This is a genomic window from Pseudomonas sp. AK106, from assembly GCF_053903055.1.
Genome location: NZ_CP096426.1, coordinates 4408269 through 4434071, shown reverse-complemented (window position 1 = coordinate 4434071; position 25803 = coordinate 4408269). Strand labels below are relative to the sequence as shown.

The window sequence follows — 25803 nt, the reverse complement described above, 5'->3', positions numbered from 1 at the left end:
CGCCAGGCGCGGATTTCACCCGGCGTCAATTCGTTTCCTCATCGAAAAATGTCTGGGCGTCGCGCAGGTATTCCTCCTTCTTCATCATCCACTCCGCGTAAAACCCGATCAGTCGCGTCACGCGCAGCACACGCATTTCCCGGTTGATGATCTCCATCGCCGCACGGCCCTTCTCGGTCTTCGAACAGGCAATGTGAGCGAACTGGTATTTGGGCACGTCTTTGACCGGCAAGAACTCCAGCTCTGTTAGCGGAATGCCCTGTTCCTGCGCGTGAAAGCGCGCTTCCGGCCAGTAACTGATGATCGCCTGGAAGCGATCCAGCCGTTCCATTTCCAGCATGCTGCCCACCGCTGTATTGCCGTAGTGCAGGATCAGACGTTCGGGGTGCGGGGTCTCGCGCAACACTTTATCGATGACGGGGCCGTAGCTGCGTTCGCCGACGATGCCGACATCGACGCTGTCGCTGGCCAGTAAGGCGGCAAGGTCGAGGCGGCCGTCGGCGTTGATGAACGGTGCGAACAGTGCGTGGCGTCTGCGCTCGATCGTGACGCCGTTACTGGGCGTGGCGTAGGACGGGATGGAAAACAGAATGGTTTTGTCGCGCTCGGGCGTCCACAGCAGGGTCGGGTCGCAGGCGAACACGTCGGGGTCATTGAGCATCTGGGTTCCGCGCGCGCGGTTGACGTGCATGACCTGGTGATCGTACTCCGGCATCCGGGCAGTCAGCTCGGGCATCAGCTTGTCGATGGCACCCTGGCCCGCCAATGGTCCGGAAAATATGGTCAGGGGCGGGAAGTCGCGCAGCAGCCAGATCAGCGTTTCACGTGCCGACGCCGTACCGGGCAGGCAGGCGAACAGGCCTGCGATCAGCAAGGCGCGCATTCGGGAACCGGTGACATGCATGGAAGCGTTGACCCTCATCGACAGCGTCTCGCAGCAAGGAATCGGTGATGTGCCTCATTTATTTAACACATGTCATGGGGGCATGAGTAACGCCTCGCGAACGTTGTGCCCCGTCTCCCATTTGAGAGACGAGCCGCATCGCTCATCGAGTTCGGTCGTTCAACGGGGCTGCATCGGGTAGACTTGCCGCCTTTCCCGTCTCTCTAGAAGCCCGTTCATGGCCCAGCCGTCCACGACCTACAAGTTCGAACTCAACCTCACCGACCTTGATCGCGGGGTCTATGAAACCGTCAAGCAGACCATCGCCCGTCATCCTTCGGAAACCGAAGAGCGCATGACCGTGCGCCTGCTGGCCTACGCCTTCTGGTACAACGAGCACCTGTCGTTTGGCCGGGGTCTGTCAGACGTCGATGAACCGGCGCTGTGGGAAAAGAGTCTGGACGATCGCGTCCTGCACTGGATCGAAGTCGGACAGCCCGACGCCGACCGTTTGACCTGGTGCTCGCGCCGTACCGAACGCACCAGCCTGCTGGCCTACGGCAGTCTGCGGGTGTGGGAAGGCAAGGTCATACCGGCGATCAAGACGCTGAAGAACGTCAACATCGCTTCGGTACCCCAAGAGGCGCTCGAAGTCTTGTCCAAGGACATGCCACGGGTGATCAAGTGGGACGTAATGATCAGCGAAGGCACGATCTTCGTCACAGATGATCGCGGCCAGCACGAAGTGCAATTGCAGTGGCTGGCAGGCGAGCGGGGCTGATTCACGCCTGCACCGCGACGGCCTCGCGATGCTGTTGCCAAGCCATCGCGACGTCATCGCTGCCTCCTGCCAGTCCCAACGAGAATCCCAGCGGAACCTGAATGCGCATCGAACCACGCGAGTTACCTGACACCCTGCCTTTTCTTGGCGACCTGCCACCCTTGCTCACCCGGCTGTACGCGGCCCGCGGTGTCGCCTCGGAGGCAGAACTCGACAAGGGCCTTGCCCGATTGATTCCGTATCAACAGCTCAAGGGCATCGACGCCGCCGTCGAGCTGCTGGTGACGGCGTTGCAGCAGCGCCATCGCATTCTCATCGTGGGCGACTTCGATGCCGACGGCGCGACGGCCAGCACCGTCGGCGTGATGGGCCTGCGCTTGCTCGGTGCCGCGCACGTGGACTACCTGGTGCCGAACCGTTTCGAATTCGGTTACGGCCTGACACCTGAAATCGTCCAGGTCGCCCTTGAACGTCAGCCCGATTTGCTGATGACCGTGGACAACGGCATTTCCAGCGTCGAAGGCGTTGCGGCAGCGAAAGCGGCGGGCTTGCAGGTGTTGGTCACCGATCACCACTTGCCCGGCCACGAATTGCCGGCGGCTGATGCCATCGTTAACCCGAACCAGCCCGGCTGCACCTTCCCGAGCAAGTCGCTGGCCGGTGTCGGCGTCATTTTTTATGTGTTGATGGCCTTGCGCGCGCGACTGCGGGACATCGGCTGGTTCGAGGGCCGCGCTCAACCCAATCTGGGCGAATTGCTGGATCTGGTGGCGCTGGGCAGCGTCGCTGACGTGGTGCCGCTGGATGCCAACAACCGGATTCTGGTGCACCAGGGGCTGATGCGCATCCGCGCCGGGCGTGCACGTCCGGGTTTGCGCGCCATTCTGGAGGTCGCCCGTCGCGAGGCGTCGCGCATCACCTCCACCGATCTGGGGTTCATCATCGGCCCGCGCCTGAATGCGGCCGGGCGTCTGGATGACATGAGCCTGGGCATCGAATGCCTGCTGTGTGATGACGAGACCGAGGCGCGGGAAATGGCGGTGCGTCTGGACGAGCTCAATCAGGACCGCAAATCCATCGAGCAGGGCATGCAGCGCGAGGCGCTCGCCCAGCTCAAGGACCTGCCGCTGGAGTCGATGCCGTTTGGGCTGTGCCTGTTCGAACCCGAGTGGCACCAGGGCGTGATCGGCATTCTGGCTTCGCGCCTGAAAGAGCGTTATCACCGCCCGACCATTGCGTTCGCCAGCGCCGGCGAGGGTGTGCTGAAGGGGTCGGCGCGTTCGGTACCCGGCTTTCACATCCGCGACGCACTGGACGCCGTGGCGGCGAAACATCCCGAGCTGATCAGCAAGTTCGGCGGCCACGCGATGGCGGCCGGGCTGTCGCTGCCGGAAGGCAACTTCCCGGCATTCGCCGAGGCCTTCGACACCGAGGTTCGCCGCCAGCTCAAGGAAGAAGACCTGACCGGCCGGCTGTTGTCCGACGGCACCTTGGCGGTGGAAGAATTTCATCTGGAACTGGCCCGTGCCCTGCGCAATGCCGGCCCGTGGGGGCAGCACTTTCCCGAACCGTTGTTCCATGGCGTGTTCCAGCTGGTGGAGCAGCGGGTGGTCGGCGAGCGCCATCTGAAGATGGTACTCAAGACCGAGTGCGGCAGCGTGAAGCTTGACGGCATCGCCTTCAGCGTCGACCGCGACGTATGGCCCAACCCGACTGTGCGCTGGGTCGAGCTGGCCTACAAGCTGGACCTGAACGAATTTCGCGGCAACGAAACCGTGCAACTGATGGTGGTTCATCTTTCACCGCGTTGATTCATTGGGTTCGGCTAAAGCCAACCTACGAGTGTACGCGCTAGTAGGACCGGCTTTAGCCGGGAGTGGGCCTGCGTGGGCACCCTCAATCTCGCGGTGTGCCTGCTGACGCCTTCCCGGCTAAAGCCAGTCCTACGGACGTACGCGGTGTCTCGGTAGGACCGGCTTCAGCCGGGAAATGACTGAACCCTCACTTCGCTCGGGTTGTCGACTAGGCTCAAGGTTCGCACGTAAGGAACCTGCCACACGATCTGAGAGGTCCCCCATGAGCCTGCTGCTTGAACCCTATACCCTTCGCGAACTGACACTGCGCAATCGCATCGTGGTTTCGCCAATGTGTCAGTACTGCTGCGCCGACGGCCTGGCCAATGACTGGCATTTGGTCCATCTGGGCAGCCGCGCGGTCGGCGGCGCAGGGCTGATTTTCACTGAAGCGGCGGCGGTGACCCAGGATGGGCGCATTACGCCGGAAGACCTCGGCATCTGGAACGACGAGCACATCGAGCCGCTGCAACGCATCACTCGATTCATCAAAGCACAGGGCGTGGTTGCCGGCATTCAGCTGTCCCATGCCGGACGCAAGGCCAGTACATGGCGGCCATGGGTGAGCCAGAGTGGCGCCATCCCTGCCGACCAGGGTGGCTGGGCGACCTGGGGGCCCTCGAAGATCCCATTCGACCCGACCTACACCGTGCCCACCCCGCTGGATGAAGCCCAGATTCAGGACGTGATCAAGGCGTTCGTCGACGCCGCCAAACGTGCCTTGACCGCAGGTTTCGAAGTCGTCGAAATTCACGCTGCCCACGGTTATCTGCTGCATCAGTTCCTGTCGCCGCTGAGCAACCAGCGTCAGGATCAATACGGTGGCTCGTTCGAAAACCGCATTCGTCTGACGCTTGAAATCACCAAAGCCGTGCGCGACGTCTGGCCTGCAGGCCTGCCGTTGTTCGTGCGCGTCTCGGCCACCGACTGGGTGGAAGGCGGCTGGACTGCGGACGAAACCGTTGAGCTGGCAAAGCGCTTGAAAGAGTTGGACGTTGATCTTGTTGACGTGTCCTCCGGCGGCACTGCGGCGAAAGCCGAGATCCCCGTGGGCCCGGGCTATCAAACCGAGTTCGCCGCTCGCGTGCGCAACGAGTCCGGCATTGCCACCGGCACCGTCGGCATGATCACCGAACCCACCCAGGCCGACACCATTCTGCGTACCGGCCAGGCAGACCTGATTTTCCTCGCCCGCGAACTGCTGCGCGATCCGTACTGGCCGCTGCAAGCCGACGAGGCGCTCGGTGGACGCCAGGCCACATGGCCTGCGCAATACCAGCGAGCAACGCACCGCGATCAGCCGATTCATGAGTCGGATTTGCGGGATTGATCACACCGCTGAATAGCTGATCTGCACTGCTCCAGCATCTCTGGCTCTGTGATGCTGGTTCTATTGGAGAAGATTCATGTGGGAGTGAGCTTGCTCGCGAAGACGGTATTCCAGCCGCTGAAGATTTGGCGAATGTACCGACCTCTTCGCGAGCAAGCTCGCTCCCACATTTGTCCTGCGTCGGCCTCCGGAATGAAGATAGCCCTTCACTTCCCCCCACTCCCCGCCACGCTTTCCCCGCCCCGAGTCAGGTAATACGCGCCGAGGATCGGCAGCAGGGTCACCATCATCACGAGCATCGCCACGACGTTGGTCACCGGCACGTCGCGCGGGCGGCTGAGTTGGTTGAGCAGCCAGATGGGCAGGGTGCGTTCGTGCCCGGCGGTGAAGGTGGTGACAATGATTTCGTCGAACGACAGGGCAAACGCCAGCATGCCGCCAGCTAATAGCGCCGAGCCAAGGTTAGGCATGATGATGTAGCGGAAGGTCTGCCAGCCGTCGGCACCGAGGTCCATCGACGCTTCGATCAGGCTGTGGGAGGTGCGGCGCAGGCGGGCGATGACGTTGTTGTAGACGATCACCACGCAGAAGGTCGCGTGGCCGACAATGATGGTGAACATCCCTGGCTCGATCCCCAGGGTCTTGAACGCTGACAACAAGGCCAGCCCGGTGATGATGCCGGGCAGGGCGATGGGCAGAATCAGCATCAGTGAAATCCCGTCCTTGCCGAAGAAGTCCCGCCTGTACAGCGCCGCCGAGGCTAGCGTGCCGATCACCAGGGCGATCAGTGTGGCAATGCAGGCGATTTGCAGCGACAGCTTGATCGACTCCAGGACGTCGGGCCGCGCGAACGCCACGCCGATCCACTTCAGGGTGAAACCCTTCGGCGGGAAGCTGAAGGCGGCGTCTTCGGTGTTGAAGGCGTAGACGAAGATGATCAGGATCGGAAAGTGCAGGAATACCAGCCCGCCCCAGGCGGCGATCTTCAGGCCCCACGACGCTCTTTCAGAGTGCATCGAAAGCCCCCAGTCGTTTGACAATAGCCAGATAAACCGCGATCAGCACGATTGGCACCAGCGTGAACGCCGCGGCCATGGGCATGTTGCCGATGGCGCCTTGCTGCGCGTAGACCATGCTGCCAATGAAGTAGCCCGGCGGGCCGATCAGCTGCGGCACGATGAAATCCCCCAGCGTCAGCGAAAACGTGAAGATCGAGCCCGCCGCAATCCCTGGCACCGACAGCGGCAGAATCACCTGCATGAACGTTTGCCGCGGCGTGGCACCGAGGTCGGCGGAGGCGTGCAGCAAAGAGGGCGGCAGGCGTTCGAGGGAGGCCTGAATCGGCAGGATCATGAACGGCAGCCAGATGTAGACGAACACCATGAAACGCCCAAGGTGCGAGGTCGACAATGTGCTGCCACCAATGCCGGGCACGCTCAACAGCCACTGCAACACCGGCGCCAGCCCCAGATGCTGCACGAACCATTGCGCCACGCCGCCCTTGGCCAGCAGCAGCGTCCATGCGTAGGCCTTGACGATGTAGCTGGCCCACATGGGCATCATCACCGCAATGTAGAAGAACGCCTTGGTTTTGCCGGTGGTGTAGCGCGCCATGTAATAGGCGATGGGGAAGGCGACGATGGCGCTGGCGATGGACACTGCAACCGCCATGACCAGGGTGCGCCGGATGACGTCGAAATTGGCCGGGTTGAACAGCGCGCCGAAGTTCGCCAGGGTCAGGTCCGGCGTCACAGTCATGCTGAAGTCGTCGAAGGTATAGAAGCCCTGCCACAACAGGCCCAGCAGCGAGCCGAGGTAAATCGCGCCGAACCACAGCAGCGGCGGGATCAGCAGCAGCGACAGGCACAGATTCGGGCGTCGATACAGCAAGTTGGAAAAGCGCCGGAGTGGCGATGGCCGTTGCGTCGGTGCCGGGCCTGTGAAGGTCTGACCCATCTCACTGCGCCTCAACCGGCGTGTCATGCAACGTAATCATCGCTTCCCGCGCCCAGCGAACGGTGACGGGTTGCCCCGGTCGATGATGCGCGCCGGCGTCCAGCCACTGATCGTTGGCCTGGCTGACCGTGAGCGTCTGGCCGTTGTCCAGTCTGACCTCGTAGCGGGTGGCACTGCCCTGGTATTGAATGTCGTGCAGCACGCCGCTGACCTGAACCTCGTGGCTCGCCCCGACGCCCTCGGCGAAACGAATGTGCTCCGGTCGAATCGAAAACGCGCCCGGATTGCCGCTCAAGATCTGCGCCAGTTCACCACGCACGACGTTGGAGGTGCCCACGAACTCTGCCACGAAGGTCGTCGCCGGTTTCATGTAAAGATTGCGTGGCGCATCGACCTGCTCGATGCGGCCCTTGTTGAACACCGCGACCCGGTCCGACATCGACAGCGCTTCAGTCTGGTCGTGGGTGACGAAAATGAACGTGATGCCCAGTTGGCGCTGCAGTTTCTTCAGTTCGCTTTGCATCTGTTCGCGCAGCTTCAGGTCGAGGGCGCCGAGGGGTTCGTCGAGCAGCAACACCCGCGGGCGATTGACCAGTGCCCGCGCCAGGGCTACACGCTGGCGCTGGCCGCCGGACAGTTGCGCGGGTTTGCGTGCGCCGTAGCCATCAAGGGCGACCATGTTCAGTGCCTCGTCGGCGCGCTTGATCCGTTCGGCCTTGCCGACGCCTTTTACTTTCAGGCCGTAGGCGACGTTGTCCCGCACGTTCATGTGAGGGAACAGCGCGTAGTCCTGAAACACGGTGTTGACGTCGCGCTGGTAGGGCGGCAGGCCGGCGGCCTCCTGACCATGAATGCGGATCGAGCCGGCGCTGGGTTGCTCGAAGCCTGCGATCAGGCGCAGGCAGGTGGTTTTGCCGGAACCCGAAGGGCCGAGCATGGAAAAGAACTCGCCTTCCTGGATGTCGATGGACACCCGGTCCACGGCTTTCACCTCGCCGAACAGCCGCGAGACCTGGGTGAACTGGACAGCGTGGGTCATGGCGTTTGATTCCGGAAATCAAGTCGATGGACAGCCCCTGCCGTCACAGCAACGGGGCTGGATGCATCTGGGTGAACACGGTCCTTGTAGGGGCGGGCGATGCAGGCGTTTAACGCCCACCCATGATCGCAATGTAATCCTGCGTCCAGCGGCTGTACGGCACGTACTTGCCGCCCTCAGCTTGTGGGGTTTTCCAGAAGGCGATTTTCTCGAACAGGTCAAATCCGTTGGTTTCGCAGCCCTCGGCGCCGAGCAGTGCGTTGCCCTTGCAGGCGTCCGGCACCACCGGCAGGGAGCCGAACCAGGCGGCAACGTCACCCTGAACTTTCGGTTGCAGCGACCAGTTCATCCATTTGTAGGCACAGTTCGGGTGTTTGGCTTCGGCGTGCAACATCGTCGTGTCGGCCCAGCCGGTGGCGCCTTCCTGGGGGATGGTCGAGGCCACGGGCTGTTTCTCGGCAACCAGCCCGTTGACCATGTAGCCCCACGAACTCGACGCCGCCACGCCTTCGTTTTTCACGTCGCTCATCTGCACCGTCGCGTCATGCCAGTAGCGATGAACCAGCGGCTGCTGGGCGCGTAGCAGATCGAGCACGGCCTTGTACTGGATCTCGGTGAGCTGATAGGGATCGACGATGTTCAGTTCCGGCTTGGCCGTCTTTAAATACAGCGCGGCGTCGGCGATGTAGATCGGCCCGTCGTAGGCCTGGACCCGGCCCTTGTTCGGCTTGCCATCGGGCAAATCCTGCGGCTCGAACACCACGCTCCAGCTCACCGGCGGCGTCTTGAACACGTTGGTGCTGTACATCAGCACGTTCGGGCCCCACTGGTACGGCGTGCCGTACGTTTTGTTTTCAACCGTGTACCACGGACCATCTTTCAGGCGCGGGTCGAGGGTTTTCCAGTTCGGGATCAGCGTGGGGTCGATGGGCTGCACGCGCTTGCCGGCGATCAGCCGCAACGACGCGTCGCCCGACGCAGTGACCAGGTCATAGCCGCCCTTGGTCATCAGGCTGACCATCTCGTCGGAGGTTGCAGCGGTCTTGACGTTGACCTTGCAGCCGGTCTCCTGCTCGAAGCCGGTCACCCAGTCGTAGGCCTTGTCGCTTTCGCCTCGCTCGATGTAACCCGGCCACGCCACGATATCCAGCTGCCCCTCGCCATCGCCCACCGCCGTGAGTGCTTCAGCGGCCTGCACCGCGCCGCTGGTGAATAGTGCGGTAATCACGGCGCTCAGAATCGCGGTCTTGTGCACGGACATGGTGGGTTTGCCTCATGGTGGTGGTTTGGGCAGAGATCGGTGGTGCAGAGCGTAGTGCCCCGTTCGATCCCCGACAAACTTCACGCAGCAAATACCGAGCCCATTCCTGCAGGCGGATGCGATTGAGTGAAAACCCGTCCTGACTCTGGACGCTCAGTCGCCGCAACATTCAGAAGCAAACCCGCCCGACGTGCGTCGGTGCCTTCGCCTTAACCTGCGGGTCGAATCGTCTGTCCCCATTTCTGAAGGTGAAGTCATGAACACGCGCGGTTTACTTGATCAATTGTTGAAATCCGGTCAGGACCTGCTGCAAAACAAGGCCGGCGCTCACGACAAGAGCGGCAAAAGCGGGCAAAACGGGCAGGGCGGGCTTGGCGATCTGCTTGGCAAGGTCGGCGGCAGCGGTCTGGGAGGCAAGCTGGGCGGCAGCCTTGGCGGGCTGCTCTCCGGTGCTGGCGGCGGTGCGTTGGCGGCGGGCGCGATGGGCTTGCTGATGGGCAACAAAGGCGCACGCAAAATGGGCGGCAAAGCGCTGACCTACGGCGGGCTCGCAGCGTTGGGCGTGCTGGCGTACAAGGCCTATGGCAACTGGCAGGCGAGTCAGGGGGTGGCGCAACCGGTTGAGCCGCAAACCGTTGACCGCGTGCCACCGGCCCAGGTTGAACAGCACAGCGAGGCCATCCTGCGGGCGCTGGTGGCCGCGGCCAAGGCTGACGGCCACGTCGACGACCGTGAACGCGAACTCATCGAAGGCGAGTTCACCCGCATCACCGGCGACAATGAACTGCAGCAGTGGCTCCATGCCGAGCTGAACAAACCACTGGACCCTGTCGATGTCGCCCGTGCGGCGCAAACCCCGGAAATCGCTGCCGAGATGTACCTGGCCAGCGTAATGATGGTCGACGAAGAGCACTTCATGGAGCGCGCTTACCTGGACGAACTCGCCAAGCAACTGAAACTCGATCCGGCGTTGAAGACCGAGCTTGAGCAGCAGGTGCGTCAGGCCCAGCCGTAAACCGTCATTCCGCCCTGCGATCCGGCACGGATACGACGGCCAATAGCCGCAAACCTGTTGGGTCAGGCCCCACAATCACTGGGGCCTGACCCGCATTCTTATTCCTCGCTACAGAAGTCCCGCCCAGACATCCGCCCGCGGCGCATTCGTACCATCAAGCAACGCCACATCGAGCCGATAGCGTGTAAGACATTTCCGATATGGCTGTGTGTTATGGCGTTTTCCTCGTCAGAAACACCCCAAGTGTCGGTAAGGCACTAGGCTATACTCCCGCTCGCTTTGGACCGTCTGTCGGTCCGCTTCTTGAACCCGGTCATGCCGGCGTTGAACCCTTGAGGGCTGACTGTGAAGAACTGGACGTTGCGTCAACGGATTTTGGCGAGCTTCGCTGTCATCATCGCCATCATGCTGTTGATGGTGGTTGCGGCATTCAATCGCTTGTTGGTGATCGAGAGCAGTGGCGATGCCGTACGGCTGGACGCGCTGCCCGGCGTTTTTTACAGCAGCACCGTGCGCGGCGCCTGGGTTGAAAGCTACGTAGCCACTCAGCATTTACTCAGTGAGGGCGCCGGACGCGACCTCACCAGCGCTGAAGAAGACCAGTACAAAGACTTCGAAGACCGCCTGCAGGCGCAGATCGTCAATTACCAGAAAAGCATCTTCGACGAATCCGATCGCAATGACTTCGCCCAGTTTCTGCAGTTGCGCGAGCGCTATCAGCTAGTGCTCAACGGTGTGCTAGCGGCCTATCAGGGCGATAACTATGCGCTGTCCCAACGGATGTTTGCCGAGCAACTCACGCCCGCATGGTTTGAGGGTCGCAAGGAACTCAATGCACTCGGCGCCAAGAACAAGGTGGTCGCCGACAAGGCGTCCGACGCCATCCAGGCCGCAGTTTCCAGCGCCAAGATCACCCTCGGCATCTCGCTGATCATCGCTCTGCTGGCAGCAGCTGCGTGCGGCCTGTTGCTGATGCGCGCAATTCTGGCGCCGATGAACCGCATCGTGCAGATCCTCGACATCATGCGCACTGGCGACCTGAGCACGCGGCTGGCACTGGACCGCAACGATGAGTTCGGATCGGTGCAAACCGGCTTTAACGACATGGTCGCCGAGCTCGCCGCACTGGTGTCCCAGGCCCAGCGCTCGTCGATTCAGGTGACCACCTCGGTGACCGAGATCGCCGCGACCTCCAAACAGCAACAAGCCACGGCCACCGAGACCGCTGCGACCACCACGGAAATCGGCGCGACGTCGCGGGAAATTGCCGCAACATCCCGGGATCTGGTGCGCACCATGACCGAAGTGACCTCGGCGGCGGACCAGGCTTCGATCCTGGCGGGCTCCGGCCAGCAAGGCCTGGCGCGCATGGAAGAAACCATGCACTCGGTCATGGGCGCGGCCGATCTGGTCAACTCCAAGCTGGCGATCCTCAATGAGAAGGCCGGCAACATCAATCAGGTGGTGGTGACCATCGTCAAAGTCGCCGACCAGACCAACCTGCTGTCGCTCAACGCCGCCATCGAAGCCGAAAAAGCCGGCGAATATGGCCGTGGTTTCGCCGTGGTGGCGACCGAGGTCCGGCGCCTGGCCGACCAGACCGCCGTGGCCACCTACGACATCGAGCAGATGGTTCGGGAGATCCAGTCGGCGGTGTCGGCGGGCGTCATGGGCATGGACAAATTCTCCGAAGAAGTGCGTCGCGGCATGTACGAAGTGACTCAGGTCGGCGAGCAGCTTTCGCAGATAATTCATCAGGTGCAGGCCCTCGCGCCGCGTGTCTTGATGGTCAACGAAGGCATGCAGGCCCAGGCCACCGGCGCCGAACAGATCAACCAGGCGCTGGTGCAGTTGGGTGACGCCAGCAGCCAGACCGTTGAATCCCTGCGTCAGGCCAGCTTTGCCATTGATGAGCTGAGCCAGGTGGCGGTGGGGCTGCGTAGCGGCGTTTCGCGTTTCAAGGTCTGAGTCAGGCCCATGATCGAGCATTCAGCCAAGCGCAGCGCTGCGGTATTGCCGAAGAGCAAGCTGTTTCTGCTGTTCCGTATCGGTGCGGAACGTTATGCGCTGCAAGCGACAGAAGTCGCCGAAGTGCTGCCACGGCTGGTGCTCAAGCCCATCGCGCAAGCGCCGCACTGGGTCGCCGGTGTATTCGCCCACCGGGGTGCAATCGTCCCTGTCATCGACCTCAGCGCGCTGACCTTCGGCCATCCGTCCCAGCTGCGCACCAGCACGCGGCTGGTGCTGGTGCACTATCGCCTCGGCGGCGATCGTCCCCCGCGTGAGCTGGGGTTGATCCTCGAACAGGCAACCGACACGCTGCGCTGCTCGCCCCATGAATTCAAAGCCTACGGCCTGGACAACGCCCAAGCGCCGTATCTGGGGCCGGTGCGCGAAGACGAACACGGCCTGCTGCAGTGGATACGCGTGGAAGACTTGCTCAGCGACGCTGTGCGCGAACTGTTGTTTCCCGAACAGCCCATGAGCCTGGATGCCTTCGAGGCCACGCCATGAGCAGCGATGCGCGTTTCTTCGCTTTTCTAAAGGACCGCATCGGGCTGGACGTCGCGTCGGTGGGCGAGGCGATCATTGAGCGCGCCGTGCGTCAGCGCTGCACGCTGTCCAAGGCGCGGGACCACGACGATTACTGGCAGACGCTGCTGGTTTCGGCGGACGAGCAACAGGCGCTGATCGAAGCGGTGATCGTCCCCGAAACGTGGTTTTTCCGTTACCCGGAATCCTTCGTCACCCTCGGCAAGCTGGCCAATGCCCGACTGGCGCAGCTCAATGGCGTGCGTCCGCTGCGGATTCTCAGCCTGCCGTGCTCCACCGGCGAGGAGCCTTATTCCATCGCCATGGCGCTGTTCGACGCCGGTTTGCGAGGCCCGCAGTTCAGCGTCGAGGCGGTGGACATCAGCCCGCTTTCGATCCAGCGCGCGCGCCAGGGCGTGTATGGCAAGAACTCCTTTCGCGGGGATCAACTGGGTTTTCGGGAGCGTTTCTTCAACGCGGCCGAAGAGGGCTATCGTCTGGAGATGCGCGTACGTGATCAGGTCCGCTTTCAGTCCGGCAACCTGCTCGATCCCGCCATGCCGGTGGCGCAGTCGGCCTACGATTTCGTGTTCTGCCGCAACCTGCTGATCTACTTCGACGTCGAGACTCAGCGTCAGGGCTTCGAGGCGCTCAAACGCATGACCCGCGACGACGGCGTGCTGTTTATCGGCCCCGCCGAGGGCAGCCTGCTCGGGCGCATGGGCATGGTGTCGATCGGCATTCCCCAATCCTTTGCCTTTCGTCGGCGTGACGAGGCCGTTTCCGAACCCCACGGCGGGCTGACTGCCCCAGCCATGCCGCCGTCGCGAAACGATGCTTTGCCTGCTTACTCAACGTCTGCTCGCTCGGCCCCGTCGCGCGGCACCCTTAAACCCCAGGCCTTTGCGCCGAGGTTGTTGGGTGATCCTGCGCTGGCTGAAGAACGCAGGGCTGCGCTCAGACCGGACATCAAGCCTGCGGCGCCGGGCGCTGGCAGCGGCGAAGCAGCCGAGTTGCTGCGCAGCATCGCCGTCCTTGCCAACGAAGGCCGCAGTGGCGAGGCGAAGGTGGCGTGCGAGCAGTACCTCAAGCGCTTCGACCCCGTGGCGCCGGTGTTTTACTGGCTGGGCCTGCTCAGCGAAGTGGCGGGGGAGACGAGCGCGGCACAAGGGTTTTATCGCAAGGCGTTGTATCTGCAACCACAGCATCCGGAAACCCTGGCGCAACTGGCCGCGCTCCTCGCCGCCCAGGGCGACAGCGCAGGGGCCCGGCGGCTGCAGGAGCGCGCGGCACGGGGTGTCACTAAAGAAGGACACAGTGGATGAGTCGCGTACACACAGAGCTGGTCAGCGACGACGCCGAGGCGATCGACGACTGCTGGAACCGCATTGGCATCCATGGCGACCGCTCCTGTCCGCTGCTTGCCGATCATATTCATTGCCGTAACTGCTCCGTCTACTCGGCCGCAGCCACGCGCTTGCTCGACCGCTATTCGCTGGCGCAGGAGCAGCGCGTGTCGATGCACACCGATGCGCTGGCCGTCGACGTCGAAACCCGCTCGACCGTGGTGTTTCGTCTGGGCGAAGAGTGGCTCGGTCTGCCGACCCGGTGTCTGGTGGAAGTGTCGCCGGTGCAAGCCATTCATTCCCTTCCGCACCAGCGTTCCCGCGCCTTGCTGGGGGTTGCCAATGTGCGCGGCGCCCTGGTGGCGTGCCTGTCGTTCGTCGAACTGCTCGGGCTGGACCCTTCAGTCGCGCCGGTGGGTGACGCCCGAACATTGCCGCGCATGCTGATCGTTTCGGCAGACGGCGGTCCGGTGGTGGTGCCAGTGGACGAAGTCGACGGCATTCATGCCATTGAGGCGCGTCTGCTGGACAGTGCCTCGGCGTCGACGCAGAACAGCAACGCGCGCTTCACCCGAGGCGTCGTGCAATGGAAAAACCGCAGCTTGCGCCTGCTCGATGAAGACCACCTGTTGTCGGCTGTGAACCGGAGCCTGACATGACGCCCGATCAAATGCGCGATGCGTCGCTGTTCGAACTCTTCACCCTGGAGGCGGAAGCGCAGACCCACGTGTTGAGCGCAGGCCTGTTGGCCCTTGAGCGCAATCCGACCCAGGCCGATCAACTGGAAGCGTGCATGCGCGCGGCCCATTCGCTGAAAGGCGCGGCGCGTATTGTCGGGGTCAACGCCGGCGTCAGCGTTTCCCACGTCATGGAAGATTGCCTGGTCAGTGCCCAGGAAGGGCGATTGCACCTGCTGCCCGAGCACATCGACGCTCTGCTGATGGGCACCGATTTGCTGATGCGCATCGCCACGCCTGGCGCCACCGTGCCTCAGGCAGATGTCGACGGCTATGTGGCGCTGATGAACAACATGGTCAGCGACGATCCGGCGATGAAAGCCATGCTGGTGCCGACCGCGCCGCCTTCCCTCGAAGACATCCTGCTGGCCAACGCGCAGTCGCTGGTCACCTCGCTTCAGTCGGCGCAGGATTCGGCGGCTGAAGAGCTGGCAGCTTCCACTGTCGAACCCGTTCCGGACCCTGCGTTCAAAGCGGAGGGTCCCGGTGAACGACGTGTGGTCGAGACCGGCGAACGGGTCCTGCGCGTCACCGCCGAACGCTTGAACAACCTGCTGGACCTGTCGAGCAAGTCGCTGGTCGAGACCCAACGGCTGAAGCCGTATCTGGCCGCGATGCAACGGGTCAAACGCACCCAGACCGGTGCGACCCGAGCGCTGGACAGTCTCGAAGCCTTGCTCGGCGCCAACACCGATCCCGACGCGCAGAAGGCGCTGGACGAAGCGCGGCGGCTGCTCGGCGAAGCGCAGCATTTGCTGATTCAACAAACGGCGGACCTCGACGAGTTCGGCTGGCAGGCCTCGCAACGCGCGCAACTGCTCTACGACACGGCGCTGGCCTGCCGCATGCGACCGTTTGCCGACGTGCTGGCGGGGCAGGCGCGCATGGTCCGTGATCTGGGCCGCTCGCTGGGCAAGCAGGTGCGGCTTGAGATCGACGGCGAAAAGACTCAGGTCGATCGCGACGTGCTGGAAAAACTTGAAGCGCCATTGACCCACTTGCTGCGCAACGCCGTCGACCATGGCATCGAGCTGCCCGAGCAGCGCGTCGCCATCGGTAAGCCAGCCGAGGGGCTGATTAAGCTGAAGGCCTCTCACCAGGCCGGTTTGCTGGTGGTCGAGCTGATCGACGACGGCGCCGGGGTGGATCTTGAGCGTCTGCGCCAAAGCATCATCGATCGCAAACTCTCGCCCGCCGAAACCGCTGCGCAGTTGAGCGAGGAGGAACTGCTGAGCTTCCTGTTCCTGCCCGGGTTCAGCATGCGCGACAAGGTCACTGAAGTGTCCGGTCGAGGCGTCGGTCTGGATGCGGTTCAGCACATGGTCCGGCAGCTGCGTGGCGGCGTCGAACTGGACCAGCGCGCGGGGAAGGGCAGCCGTTTCCATCTCGAAGTGCCGCTGACCTTGTCGGTGGTGCGCAGTCTGGTGGTGGACGTCGGCGGCGAAGCGTATGCCTTTCCGCTGGCGCACATCGAGCGCATGCGTGACGTGCGCGCCGACGAAATCGTACAGCTGGAAGGGCGTCAGCATTTCTGGCATGAAGAGCGCCACGTCGGGCTGGTAGCCGCCACTCAGCTGCTCAACCGTCCGGCCAGCCAGCACAGTGAAGACGTGCTCAAAGTGGTGGTGATTCGCGAGCGCGATGCGGTGTATGGGGTTGCCGTGGAGCATTTCATCGGCGAACGCACCCTGGTGGTGTTGCCGCTGGATCCGCGCCTGGGCAAGGTTCAGGACATCTCCGCCGGCGCGTTGCTCGACGACGGCTCGGCGGTGCTGATCATCGACGTTGAAGACATGCTGCGTTCGGTGGAGAAACTGCTCAATACCGGACGCCTGGAACGCATCGACCGGCGCAGTCGTCAGGCTGACGCACGGGTGCGCAAGCGCGTGCTGGTGGTCGATGACTCCCTGACCGTGCGCGAACTGGAACGCAAACTGTTGCTCAGTCGTGGCTATGAAGTGGCGGTGGCCGTGGACGGCATGGACGGCTGGAACGCCCTGCGCGGTGAGGATTTCGACCTCCTCATCACCGACATCGACATGCCGCGCATGGACGGCATCGAGCTGGTGACGCTGGTGCGTCGCGACAGCCGCCTGCAATCGCTGCCGGTGATGGTGGTGTCGTACAAGGACCGTGAAGAAGATCGCCGTCGCGGCCTGGACGCCGGCGCCGATTACTATCTGGCCAAGGCCAGTTTCCACGACGACGCGTTGCTCGATGCGGTCGTTGAGTTGATAGGAGATGCGCAGGGATGAAGATCGCCATCGTCAACGACATGCCCATGGCGGTGGAGGCGCTGCGTCGCGCGCTGGCTTTCGAGCCGGCGCACCAGATTGTCTGGGTGGCCAGTAACGGCGCCGAGGCTGTCGAGCGTTGCGTCCAGCAAAAGCCCGATCTGATACTGATGGACCTGATCATGCCGGTGATGGACGGCGTGGAGGCGACTCGACGTATTATGGCGGCGACGCCGTGTGCCATCGTCATCGTCACCGTGGATCGCGAGCAGAATGTGCATCGGGTGTTCGAAGCCATGGGCCATGGCGCGCTGGACGTGGTCGACACGCCTGCGCTGGGGGCCGGCAACCCCAGGGATGCCGCCGCGCCTTTGTTGCGCAAGATACTTAATATAGGCTGGCTCATTGGCGAGCGGGACACGCGGGTGCGCCCCGTGCCGCCCCCGCTGCGCGAGTCGGCACAGCGTCAGCGGTTGATCGCGATCGGCTCATCGGCTGGCGGGCCCGCCGCGCTGGAAATACTGCTCAAGGCGCTGCCGAATGACTTTCCGGCCGCCATCGTGCTGGTGCAGCACGTGGATCAGGTATTCGCCGAAGGGATGGCGCAATGGCTGAGCGGCTCTTCGGGGCTTGAGGTCAGGCTGGCGCGCGATGGCGAGCCGCCGCAAGTGGGCACGGTGCTGCTGGCGGGCACCAACCACCATATTCGTCTGCTCAGGAACGGCACGCTGGCGTACACCGCAGAGCCGGTTAACGAAATTTACAGGCCCTCCATCGACGTGTTTTTCGAAAGTGTGGCCAGCTATTGGAATGGTGACGCAGTGGGTGTTTTGTTGACCGGCATGGGCCGTGATGGTGCGCAGGGACTCAAGCTGATGCGTCAGCGGGGCTTTCTCACCATCGCCCAGAATCAGGAAAGCTGTGCGGTGTACGGCATGCCTAAAGCGGCTGCGGCGATCGACGCCGCCATGGAAATTCGCTCACTGGACTCGATCGCACCTCGCTTGAAGGAGGTATTCACCCAATGAATTTCCAGGTGATTTCACAGCCCGCCTGTGACCAGGAGACCCCGCATGCATGATTTGCAACTGGACGATCTGAACGCCACGGATGAAAACGCTGCGATGGTGCTGCTGGTCGACGATCAGGCCATGATCGGCGAGGCTGTCCGCCGCGGGCTGGCGCACGAAGACAACATCGACTTCCATTTCTGCGCAGACCCGCATCAGGCGATAGCCCAAGCGATCCTCATCAAGCCGACCGTGATTCTTCAGGACCTGGTCATGCCCGGCCTGGACGGCCTGACCCTGGTGCGCGAGTACCGCGCCAATCCGAAGACCCGTGACATTCCGATCATTGTGCTCTCGACCAAGGAAGACCCGCTGATCAAGAGTGCCGCCTTTGCCGCCGGGGCCAATGATTACCTGGTCAAACTGCCCGACAACATTGAACTGGTCGCGCGCATTCGCTACCACTCGCGCTCCTACATGACGCTGCTGCAGCGCGACGAAGCCTATCGTGCGTTGCGGGTCAGTCAGCAACAGCTGCTCGACACCAACCTGGTGCTGCAACGGCTGATGAACTCCGACGGTTTGACCGGCCTGTCCAATCGCCGCCACTTCGACGAGTACCTGGAACTGGAATGGCGCCGTTCCACCCGGGAGCAAACCCAGATCTCGCTCTTGATGATCGACGTCGACTACTTCAAGGCTTACAACGATGCCTTCGGCCATCTCGAAGGTGACGAGGCATTGCGTCAGGTCGCCAAAGCCATCCGCGCCAACTCCAGCCGTCCTTCCGACCTGCCGGCGCGTTACGGTGGCGAAGAATTTGCGCTGGTACTGCCCAGCACCTCCCCGGGCGGCGCGCGTTTGCTGGCTGAAAAACTGCGTCAGACCATCGCCGGCATGAACATCCCCCACGTCGCCCCGACCCAGGGCTCCAGCCTGACGGTCAGCATTGGTCTGGCCACTGTCGTCCCGCAAGTGGGCAGCCACAGTCGCCAGTTGATTCAAAGTGCGGATCAGGGGCTGTATGCGGCTAAGCACAATGGTCGCAATCAGGTGGCGGTGGGGTAAACGACTTATTATTGATCAAGAGTGTGGGCGAGCCACTCTTGATTGAACCGGTATGAAGGGTTTCAAGGTTTGGTGGGGTCGGGATCACAGCTAGTATTTACGCAGAGTCGAATCGAGTAAACTGCAGAGCCCAATGAATTATGGAGCGTCAAGTAGCCGTGGCTTCCGTCGCACTTGTTAATCTCGCTAATGGGGAGCAGGAACTCTGCCAGCCGAGAGTCTGAAGTAAGAGGGGCTAGCTCCCATAAAAGTTCGCTGGTTGAGTTGCTCCACGTTACTCTTGCTGGCTGAGCTGTCATGTTTTCCCATTTGGCAAAGATGTGGGCCCCCTCACCGAGAGCGGATGTTCTCACTTCCACATTAACAATCGTAGGATACAGGCCTTCGTGTTGTTTTATTGTCTCTCGCACCGCGATGCTCCCGACGCTTCCAATTGGAGGAGGCCCTGAACCAGCGGAGGTAGCTTCGAATTCCAATGGCTCCGAATCAACAGATGGTCCATTTTCGATGGATACGCTGTACCAGACTTTAATCAAGCCCATGCGTGACAGCGTGTTGGAATAATAATGCCGTGGCGTCCTTTGGAAGTGCGAGTCTTCGCCCGGTGATTGTTGTTGAAGCTCGCAGCAGTATATCCAATGCTGCTCCTTGCCGTAGATTTCCCACATGACGCTTACTGAGTGCGCCTTGTCGAGGGTTGGGTAATTAACTTCGATAATCGGTAGATCGGTTTCTACCAAATCCAAAATGCCGTCAGTGACGCCTGTAACGCTAGGGGCGGGATAATGACTTTTCATGTTTGGTGACTCGTTGTTGTGGAGAGATTGGTCTTGATGATCATAGCCTTTCAGGTTGAGGCTTCCAGCGGGTTTAAATATTGATTGGATGTTGATGTTATCGCCATTGGGTCTAAGCAATTAATGGACAACGGCATTAAAGGTTTCCCAGATACTTAGCGTTCGTTCGTGAACCACGTCGCTCTGGTTCCCGATGGTTATAGATACGCCCCGCCATCGAAAACGGGTGTATGAGGTGGCATTTATGCGCGCAACGGACTGCCGTGCGGGTTCACCAGCGCCATACCCCGAATAGCCATTCGCGATTGCGCCCCGTCGGCCATTACCCGATAAGGGGCAGCGCTAATTGCTGTCATTCCGGACGCTCAGGCGTGCCCTGCCTCCATGACTGCGATATACTCGCCGGCTTTGTGAAAATCGCCTGCGAGTGCTGCCTACCATGGAAATCAACCCGATCCTAAACAGCATCAAGGACCTGTCCGAGCGCTCCGAAACCATTCGGGGGTATCTTTGACTACGATCACAAACATGATCGTCTGACCGAAGTTAACCGCGAGCTCGAAGATCCAAACGTCTGGAACAACCCGTCGTACGCCCAGGAACTGGGCCGCGAGCGTTCGCTGCTGGCGCAGATCGTCGACACCCTCGACGAAATGAGCACCGGCCTGGTGGACGCCAAGGACCTGTTGCTGATGTCCGCCGAAGAAGAAGACCAGGCCGCCGTCGACGACGTTGCCGCTGAAGTCGAGCGCCTGCGTGAGGCGCTGGAAAAACTGGAATTCCGTCGCATGTTCAGCGGCGAGATGGACCAGAACAACGCCTATCTGGACATCCAGGCCGGTTCCGGCGGCACCGAAGCCCAGGACTGGGCGAACATCCTGTTGCGCATGTACCTGCGCTGGGCCGACAAGCGCGGCTTCGACGCGACCATCATGGAGCTGTCGGCCGGTGAAGTCGCCGGTATCAAAGGCGCCACGGTGCACATCAAGGGCGAGTACGCATTCGGCTGGCTGCGCACCGAAATCGGCGTCCACCGTCTGGTCCGCAAGAGCCCGTTCGATTCCGGCAACCGCCGTCACACCTCGTTCTCGGCCGTGTTCGTGTCGCCGGAAATCGATGACAACATCGAAATCGACATCAACCCGTCTGACCTGCGCATCGACACCTACCGCTCCTCGGGCGCCGGTGGTCAGCACGTCAACACCACTGACTCGGCGGTCCGGATTACCCACGTGCCGACCAACACCGTGGTCAGCTGCCAGAACGAACGTTCCCAGCATGCCAACAAAGACACCGCGATGAAGATGCTGCGGGCGCGCTTGTACGAGCAGGAAGTGCAGAAGCGCAACGCGGCCTCGCAAGCGCTGGAAGACACCAAGTCGGATATCGGCTGGGGTCACCAGATCCGTTCGTACGTACTCGATGCCTCGCGCATCAAAGACCTGCGCACCAGCGTCGAACGCAGCGATTGCGACAAGGTGCTCGATGGCGACATCGACGAATACCTGATCGCGAGCCTCAAACAGGGCCTGTAATCGCCACACCACTGTTGCGGGTCGGGCGCGTCATCATGACGTCGCCGCCCGCGATCCTTCGTCGCGCTTCCCGGCCAGACGAAGGGCCACGAACCTGTGATGGATAATCAAGACATGAGCGACCAACAACTCGACCCGCAAGCCCAGCAACAGGAAGAAAACAGCCTGATCGCCCTGCGCAAGGAAAAACTTGCGGCCGAGCGCGCCAAGGGCAATGCCTTCCCGAACGACTTCCGTCGCGAAAACTACTGCAACGACCTGCAGAAACAGTACGCGGACAAGACCAAGGAAGAGCTGGCTGAAGCGGCGATTCCGGTCAAGGTTGCCGGGCGCATCATGCTCAACCGTGGCTCGTTCATGGTGATTCAGGACATGACCGGTCGCATCCAGGTCTATGTCAACCGCAAGACCCTGCCGGAAGAAACCCTGGCCTCGGTGAAAACCTGGGACATGGGCGACATCATCGCAGCCGAAGGCACCCTGGCCCGTTCCGGCAAGGGCGACCTGTACGTCGAAATGACCAACGTGCGCCTGCTGACCAAGTCCCTGCGTCCGCTGCCCGACAAGCACCATGGCCTGGTCGATACCGAGCAGCGTTATCGCCAGCGTTACGTCGACCTGATCGTCAATGATGACGTGCGTGAAACCTTCCGCGTTCGCTCGAAAGTCATCGCCCACATCCGCAGCTTCCTGATGCAGCGCGACTTCCTCGAAGTCGAAACGCCGATGCTGCAGACCATTCCGGGTGGCGCTGCCGCCAAGCCGTTCGAGACGCACCACAACGCGCTGGACCTGGAAATGTTCCTGCGCATCGCGCCGGAGCTGTACCTCAAGCGTCTGGTGGTTGGCGGGTTCGAGAAGGTGTTCGAGATCAATCGCAACTTCCGTAACGAAGGCGTCTCGACCCGTCACAACCCCGAGTTCACGATGCTTGAGTTCTATCAGGCGTACGCGGACTACGAAGACAACATGGACCTGACCGAGGAGCTGTTCCGCGAGCTGGCCCAACTGGTGCTCGGTAGCACCGACGTGCCGTACGGCGACAAGGTGTTCCACTTCGGCGAGCCGTTTGCGCGTCTGTCGGTGTTCGACTCGATCCTCAAGTACAACCCCGAGCTGACCGCCGATGACCTGAACGACATCGACAAGGCCCGCGCCATCGCCAAGAAAGCCGGCGCCAAGGTGCTGGGTTTCGAAGGTCTGGGCAAGCTGCAGGTGATGATTTTCGAAGAGCTGGTCGAGCACAAGCTGGAGCAGCCGCACTTCATCACCCAGTACCCGTTCGAAGTGTCGCCTCTGGCCCGTCGCAACGATGACAACCCCAACGTCACCGACCGCTTCGAGCTGTTCATTGGCGGCCGTGAAATCGCCAACGCCTATTCCGAGTTGAACGACGCGGAAGACCAGGCCGAGCGCTTCATGGCCCAGGTGGCGGACAAGGACGCGGGCGATGATGAAGCCATGCACTACGACGCAGACTTCGTCCGGGCGCTGGAATACGGCATGCCGCCGACAGCGGGCGAGGGCATCGGCATCGACCGTCTGGTCATGCTGCTGACCAACTCGCCGTCCATACGAGACGTCATCCTGTTCCCGCACATGCGGCCGCAAGCCTAAGCGTCAAAACAAGCCGCCTGCGCAGGGCGGCTTTTTTTTGTCTGTAAAGTCACGCAGGCCACGCTCCTGCAGACACCGCGCCTGCTACTCAATGAAAAGGAAATCCAGTTGTGAACCGCACGATCGCTCAAAAGGGAGCCGCTGGCCTGGCCACGGCAGTCGCACAGAGTGTTCAGTACCAGGGCCGCAAGGCGAGTCGACAGGGAAGTGAACAGCGTCGGCAACAGATTCTCGATGCGGCCATGCGCATCCTCATTCGTGACGGCGTTAGGGCCGTGCGTCACCGCGCAGTCGCTGCCGAAGCGCAAGTGCCGCTCTCCGCCACCACTTACTATTTCAAGGACATCGATGACCTGCTCACCGATGCCTTCGCGCAATACGTTGAACGCAGCGCGGCGTACATGGCCAAGCTGTGGACCAACACCGAGGCGCTGCTCCGCGAGATGGTTGCCCGTAACGACGGCAGCGCCGAAGCCCACGCCCGGCTGGCCGATGAGATCGCGCGGATGACCATGGAGTACGTACGCCATCAACTGCTGACCCGTCGTGACCAGCTCATTGCCGAGCACGCCTTTCATCTCGAAGCGCTGATCAACCCGCGACTGGCGCCACTTGTGAGCGCCCACCAGCAGATCCTGTTGCAGGGCAGCGCCCAGTTTCTCGAAGTCATGGGCTCGGTTCAGCCGCAACTGGATGCCCAAGTGTTGACGGGGCTCATCTGCCGGATGGAATATCAGGGGCTGCTCAACGGGCCCCGCCCCGGCGCAGACGAAGAAATGCTCGCTATTCTTACTCGCCAGATGCATCTGGTACTGGGCACTGCCAAGCCGATGGCTGGCTGATACCTCAAGGAGAACCTGATGAAAGTCTGGCGCGTATTGCTCGCCCTGTCGTTCGCGCTGTTGAGCGGATGCCTGGTGACGTTCAAGGACCCGATTCCGGTCAGCAACACCGCCCCGCCCAGATTGCTCGGCACCTGGAGCAGCAAAAATGCCTGGGGCGAGCCGCTCGAACTGGAAATTAGCCGCGCCGGCCCCGACCGTTACAAAGCGGTCAGCTACCGCAAAGGCGATCGTAAGAACCGTGACGAGTACGCCTTCACCGTGTCGCGGCACGGCAGTCGCTGGTACGTATCCGCCGCGCTGCCTGACAAATACGGCGGCAATTACGTCATCGCCGGTTTCGACTTGATGGATAACGAGAACGGCGCCGACGAACTGGTGGTCTATGACCTGGACCTGGAGCGGTTTCAGCAGTTGGTCGAGCAGAAGCTTATCGACGGGGAGCGGGTCGATACGGTCAAGGGCGACGGCATGTTGATCTCAAGTTCCATGGACAAGGTCTTTGCCTACCTCGACGACCCGGCCAATTCCGACGTCTTTCTCAAGGCAGCTCAATATCAGCGCATGACCAAATAGCGCAAACGGTTCAATAAGGGGTACCGGGTGGACGAATACCAGCAGACTATTCGCACGTTGTCCGATCGTATCGTGGTGGCGCAGACGCCGATCCGCGTCCTTGATGCCGTGAAGTGGGATGACAACATCCGCAAGACCTTCCTCGACGGCAAAGGCAAAAACCTGCCGGAGGTGGATCGCGCCTACTACGAGAATCGCCCGCTGGGCTTTGATTCCGGCGCGGTGAAGCTGGAGTTCCAGAACATCGAGCGTGACATCACCCGGCAGCTGGGCCAGTTCAACCCGGTCGGGCAGATCATGCGCCGCATGTGCAAGGAGTACCGGATGGTCATCCGCATGCTCGAAGCACGCGGCACCCCCGACTTCGGCCTGATCTCTCAGGAGCTGTACGGCGCGGCGTCCGATGCGTTCCACGCCGGCGACCCGACCCTGTCCGACCTCGGCATGATGCTCTCCGATTACCTGAACAACATTGCCGGCCGCGGCGATCTCAAGGATGAACCGAAAATTCTGACGGCCAAAGACGCCGTCGCCATGCTGCAAACCCGGCTCAATCGCACGTTCGGTGAGGCTGAAGAGACGATCCGGGTGTTCGAATCCGACGGCATCGTGGCGGACGCTGCGGCCGGGGCCGATTACATCAAGATCCGCAGCGACGCGATGTTCAACGAACGCGACGTGCGCGCGCTGGAAGTTCACGAGGGCCTGGTGCACGTCGGCACCACGCTCAATGGGCAGAATCAGCCGATCTGCACCTTCCTGTCCAAAGGCCCGCCCTCGTCGACAGTGACCCAGGAAGGCCTGGCGATTCTGATGGAGATCATCGGCTTCGCGTCCTACCCGAGCCGCCTGCGCAAGCTGACCAATCGCACCCGTGCCATTCACATGGCCGAGGAGGGCGCCGACTTTTTGCAGGTGTTCGAGTTCTATCGCGAGCAAGGCTTCGGCATGTCGGAAAGCTACGGCAACGCCAGTCGGGTATTCCGGGGCTCGGTGCCGAATGGCCTGCCATTCACCAAGGATCTGTCCTACCTCAAGGGCTTCATCATGGTCTACAACTACATCCAGTTGGCCGTGAGAAAGGGCAAGCTGGAGCAGGTGCCGCTGCTGTTCTGCGGCAAGACCACGCTGGAAGACATGCGCACGCTGCGCCAGTTGGTGGACGAAGGCTTGGTGGTGCCGCCTAAATACCTGCCCGATCAGTTCCGTGACATGAATGCGCTGTCGGCGTGGATGTGTTTCTCCAACTTCCTCAATCACTTGAGCCTGGACCGGATCGAAGCGGACTATTCGAATATTCTGTGAGTCTGTGAGTCTGTGAGTCTGTGAGTCTGTGAGTCTGTGAGTCTGTGGGCGCTGATACATCGGCGCCTTTGTCAGGTTTCCCGTCG

General features: G+C 61.7%; 22 protein-coding genes. 16 read left to right on the top strand and 6 right to left on the bottom strand.

Annotated elements, in window-relative coordinates; translation table 11 throughout:
* Window positions 1–25: 25 nt before the first annotated feature.
* Window positions 26–871, bottom strand: coding sequence for a TIGR02285 family protein (locus M1E04_RS19575; RefSeq protein WP_432213753.1), 846 nt, complete (start codon window positions 869–871; stop codon window positions 26–28).
* Between the two features lie 250 nt (window positions 872–1121).
* Here M1E04_RS19575 and M1E04_RS19570 point away from each other — a divergent pair, with 250 nt between their 5' ends.
* From M1E04_RS19570 to M1E04_RS19560, 3 genes are all read left to right on the top strand, one after another.
* Window positions 1122–1664: a YaeQ family protein gene (locus M1E04_RS19570; protein WP_065989944.1), complete on the top strand. Its 543-nt coding sequence runs from the start codon at window positions 1122–1124 to the stop codon at window positions 1662–1664.
* A gap of 101 nt (window positions 1665–1765) precedes the next feature.
* On the top strand, window positions 1766–3475 hold the full coding sequence (gene recJ / locus M1E04_RS19565; RefSeq protein WP_065989941.1) for a single-stranded-DNA-specific exonuclease RecJ: 1710 nt from the start codon (window positions 1766–1768) through the stop codon (window positions 3473–3475).
* 265 nt (window positions 3476–3740) lie between these two features.
* Complete coding sequence (locus M1E04_RS19560) at window positions 3741–4847, top strand: NADH:flavin oxidoreductase/NADH oxidase (RefSeq protein WP_192132257.1); 1107 nt, start codon at window positions 3741–3743, stop codon at window positions 4845–4847.
* A 206-nt stretch (window positions 4848–5053) separates the two neighbouring features.
* Here M1E04_RS19560 and M1E04_RS19555 read toward each other — a convergent pair whose 3' ends face one another.
* The 4 genes from M1E04_RS19555 to ydcS form a co-directional block, all read right to left on the bottom strand.
* Window positions 5054–5863, bottom strand: coding sequence for an ABC transporter permease (locus tag M1E04_RS19555; protein WP_192132255.1), 810 nt, complete (start codon window positions 5861–5863; stop codon window positions 5054–5056).
* Window positions 5853–6803, bottom strand: a complete 951-nt coding sequence (locus M1E04_RS19550; RefSeq protein WP_456291894.1) for an ABC transporter permease — start codon at window positions 6801–6803, stop codon at window positions 5853–5855. The genes M1E04_RS19555 and M1E04_RS19550 overlap by 11 nt, the downstream gene beginning before the upstream one ends.
* 1 nt (window position 6804) lies before the next feature.
* Complete coding sequence (locus tag M1E04_RS19545) at window positions 6805–7842, bottom strand: ABC transporter ATP-binding protein (RefSeq protein ID WP_456291893.1); 1038 nt, start codon at window positions 7840–7842, stop codon at window positions 6805–6807.
* 109 nt (window positions 7843–7951) lie between these two features.
* Window positions 7952–9103: a putative ABC transporter substrate-binding protein YdcS gene (gene ydcS / locus M1E04_RS19540; RefSeq protein ID WP_456291892.1), complete on the bottom strand. Its 1152-nt coding sequence runs from the start codon at window positions 9101–9103 to the stop codon at window positions 7952–7954.
* 256 nt (window positions 9104–9359) lie between these two features.
* On the opposite strand from ydcS, the gene M1E04_RS19535 reads away from it, so the two are divergent.
* From M1E04_RS19535 to M1E04_RS19500, 8 genes are all read left to right on the top strand, one after another.
* Window positions 9360–10118 (top strand): tellurite resistance TerB family protein, encoded by a 759-nt coding sequence (locus M1E04_RS19535; protein WP_065989930.1) that lies wholly within the window; start codon window positions 9360–9362, stop codon window positions 10116–10118.
* A 345-nt stretch (window positions 10119–10463) separates the two neighbouring features.
* Entirely contained in the window at window positions 10464–12086 is a 1623-nt protein-coding gene (locus M1E04_RS19530; RefSeq protein ID WP_192132247.1) for a methyl-accepting chemotaxis protein, read from the top strand.
* A 9-nt stretch (window positions 12087–12095) separates the two neighbouring features.
* On the top strand, window positions 12096–12632 hold the full coding sequence (locus tag M1E04_RS19525; protein ID WP_065989927.1) for a chemotaxis protein CheW: 537 nt from the start codon (window positions 12096–12098) through the stop codon (window positions 12630–12632).
* On the top strand, window positions 12629–13975 hold the full coding sequence (locus tag M1E04_RS19520) for a CheR family methyltransferase (protein ID WP_456291891.1): 1347 nt from the start codon (window positions 12629–12631) through the stop codon (window positions 13973–13975). Before M1E04_RS19525 ends, M1E04_RS19520 begins: the two co-directional genes overlap by 4 nt.
* Window positions 13972–14655 (top strand): chemotaxis protein CheW, encoded by a 684-nt coding sequence (locus M1E04_RS19515; protein WP_065989925.1) that lies wholly within the window; start codon window positions 13972–13974, stop codon window positions 14653–14655. Before M1E04_RS19520 ends, M1E04_RS19515 begins: the two co-directional genes overlap by 4 nt.
* Window positions 14652–16988, top strand: a complete 2337-nt coding sequence (locus tag M1E04_RS19510; protein ID WP_456291890.1) for a response regulator — start codon at window positions 14652–14654, stop codon at window positions 16986–16988. Before M1E04_RS19515 ends, M1E04_RS19510 begins: the two co-directional genes overlap by 4 nt.
* Complete coding sequence (cheB, locus tag M1E04_RS19505) at window positions 16985–17995, top strand: chemotaxis response regulator protein-glutamate methylesterase (RefSeq protein ID WP_065989922.1); 1011 nt, start codon at window positions 16985–16987, stop codon at window positions 17993–17995. The genes M1E04_RS19510 and cheB overlap by 4 nt, the downstream gene beginning before the upstream one ends.
* A 45-nt stretch (window positions 17996–18040) precedes the next feature.
* Window positions 18041–19045, top strand: coding sequence for a response regulator (locus M1E04_RS19500; protein WP_065989920.1), 1005 nt, complete (start codon window positions 18041–18043; stop codon window positions 19043–19045).
* 62 nt (window positions 19046–19107) lie between these two features.
* Here the strand turns inward: M1E04_RS19500 and M1E04_RS19495 are convergent, their stop codons facing one another.
* Window positions 19108–19842: a hypothetical protein gene (locus M1E04_RS19495; RefSeq protein ID WP_456291889.1), complete on the bottom strand. Its 735-nt coding sequence runs from the start codon at window positions 19840–19842 to the stop codon at window positions 19108–19110.
* Window positions 19843–20281: 439 nt separating this feature from the next.
* Between M1E04_RS19495 and prfB the strand changes: the two genes are divergently transcribed.
* The 5 genes from prfB to M1E04_RS19470 all read left to right on the top strand — a co-directional run bounded on the left by prfB (window position 20282) and on the right by M1E04_RS19470 (window position 25717).
* A protein-coding gene (prfB, locus tag M1E04_RS19490; RefSeq protein WP_108120905.1) for a peptide chain release factor 2 occupies window positions 20282–21377 on the top strand; the annotation gives its coding sequence in 2 pieces (ribosomal slippage) (window positions 20282–20353 and window positions 20355–21377; 1095 coding nt in all).
* Window positions 21378–21491: 114 nt separating this feature from the next.
* Window positions 21492–22994 (top strand): lysine--tRNA ligase, encoded by a 1503-nt coding sequence (gene lysS, locus M1E04_RS19485; RefSeq protein WP_065990265.1) that lies wholly within the window; start codon window positions 21492–21494, stop codon window positions 22992–22994.
* Window positions 22995–23104: 110 nt separating this feature from the next.
* Window positions 23105–23836, top strand: a complete 732-nt coding sequence (locus M1E04_RS19480) for a TetR/AcrR family transcriptional regulator (RefSeq protein WP_456291888.1) — start codon at window positions 23105–23107, stop codon at window positions 23834–23836.
* Between the two features lie 18 nt (window positions 23837–23854).
* Window positions 23855–24412 (top strand): hypothetical protein, encoded by a 558-nt coding sequence (locus M1E04_RS19475; protein WP_410934457.1) that lies wholly within the window; start codon window positions 23855–23857, stop codon window positions 24410–24412.
* A 27-nt stretch (window positions 24413–24439) separates the two neighbouring features.
* The gene (locus tag M1E04_RS19470) at window positions 24440–25717 is read left to right on the top strand and encodes a flavohemoglobin expression-modulating QEGLA motif protein (RefSeq protein WP_065989910.1); all 1278 of its coding nucleotides are present in this window, start codon (window positions 24440–24442) and stop codon (window positions 25715–25717) included.
* Window positions 25718–25803 lie beyond the last annotated feature (86 nt).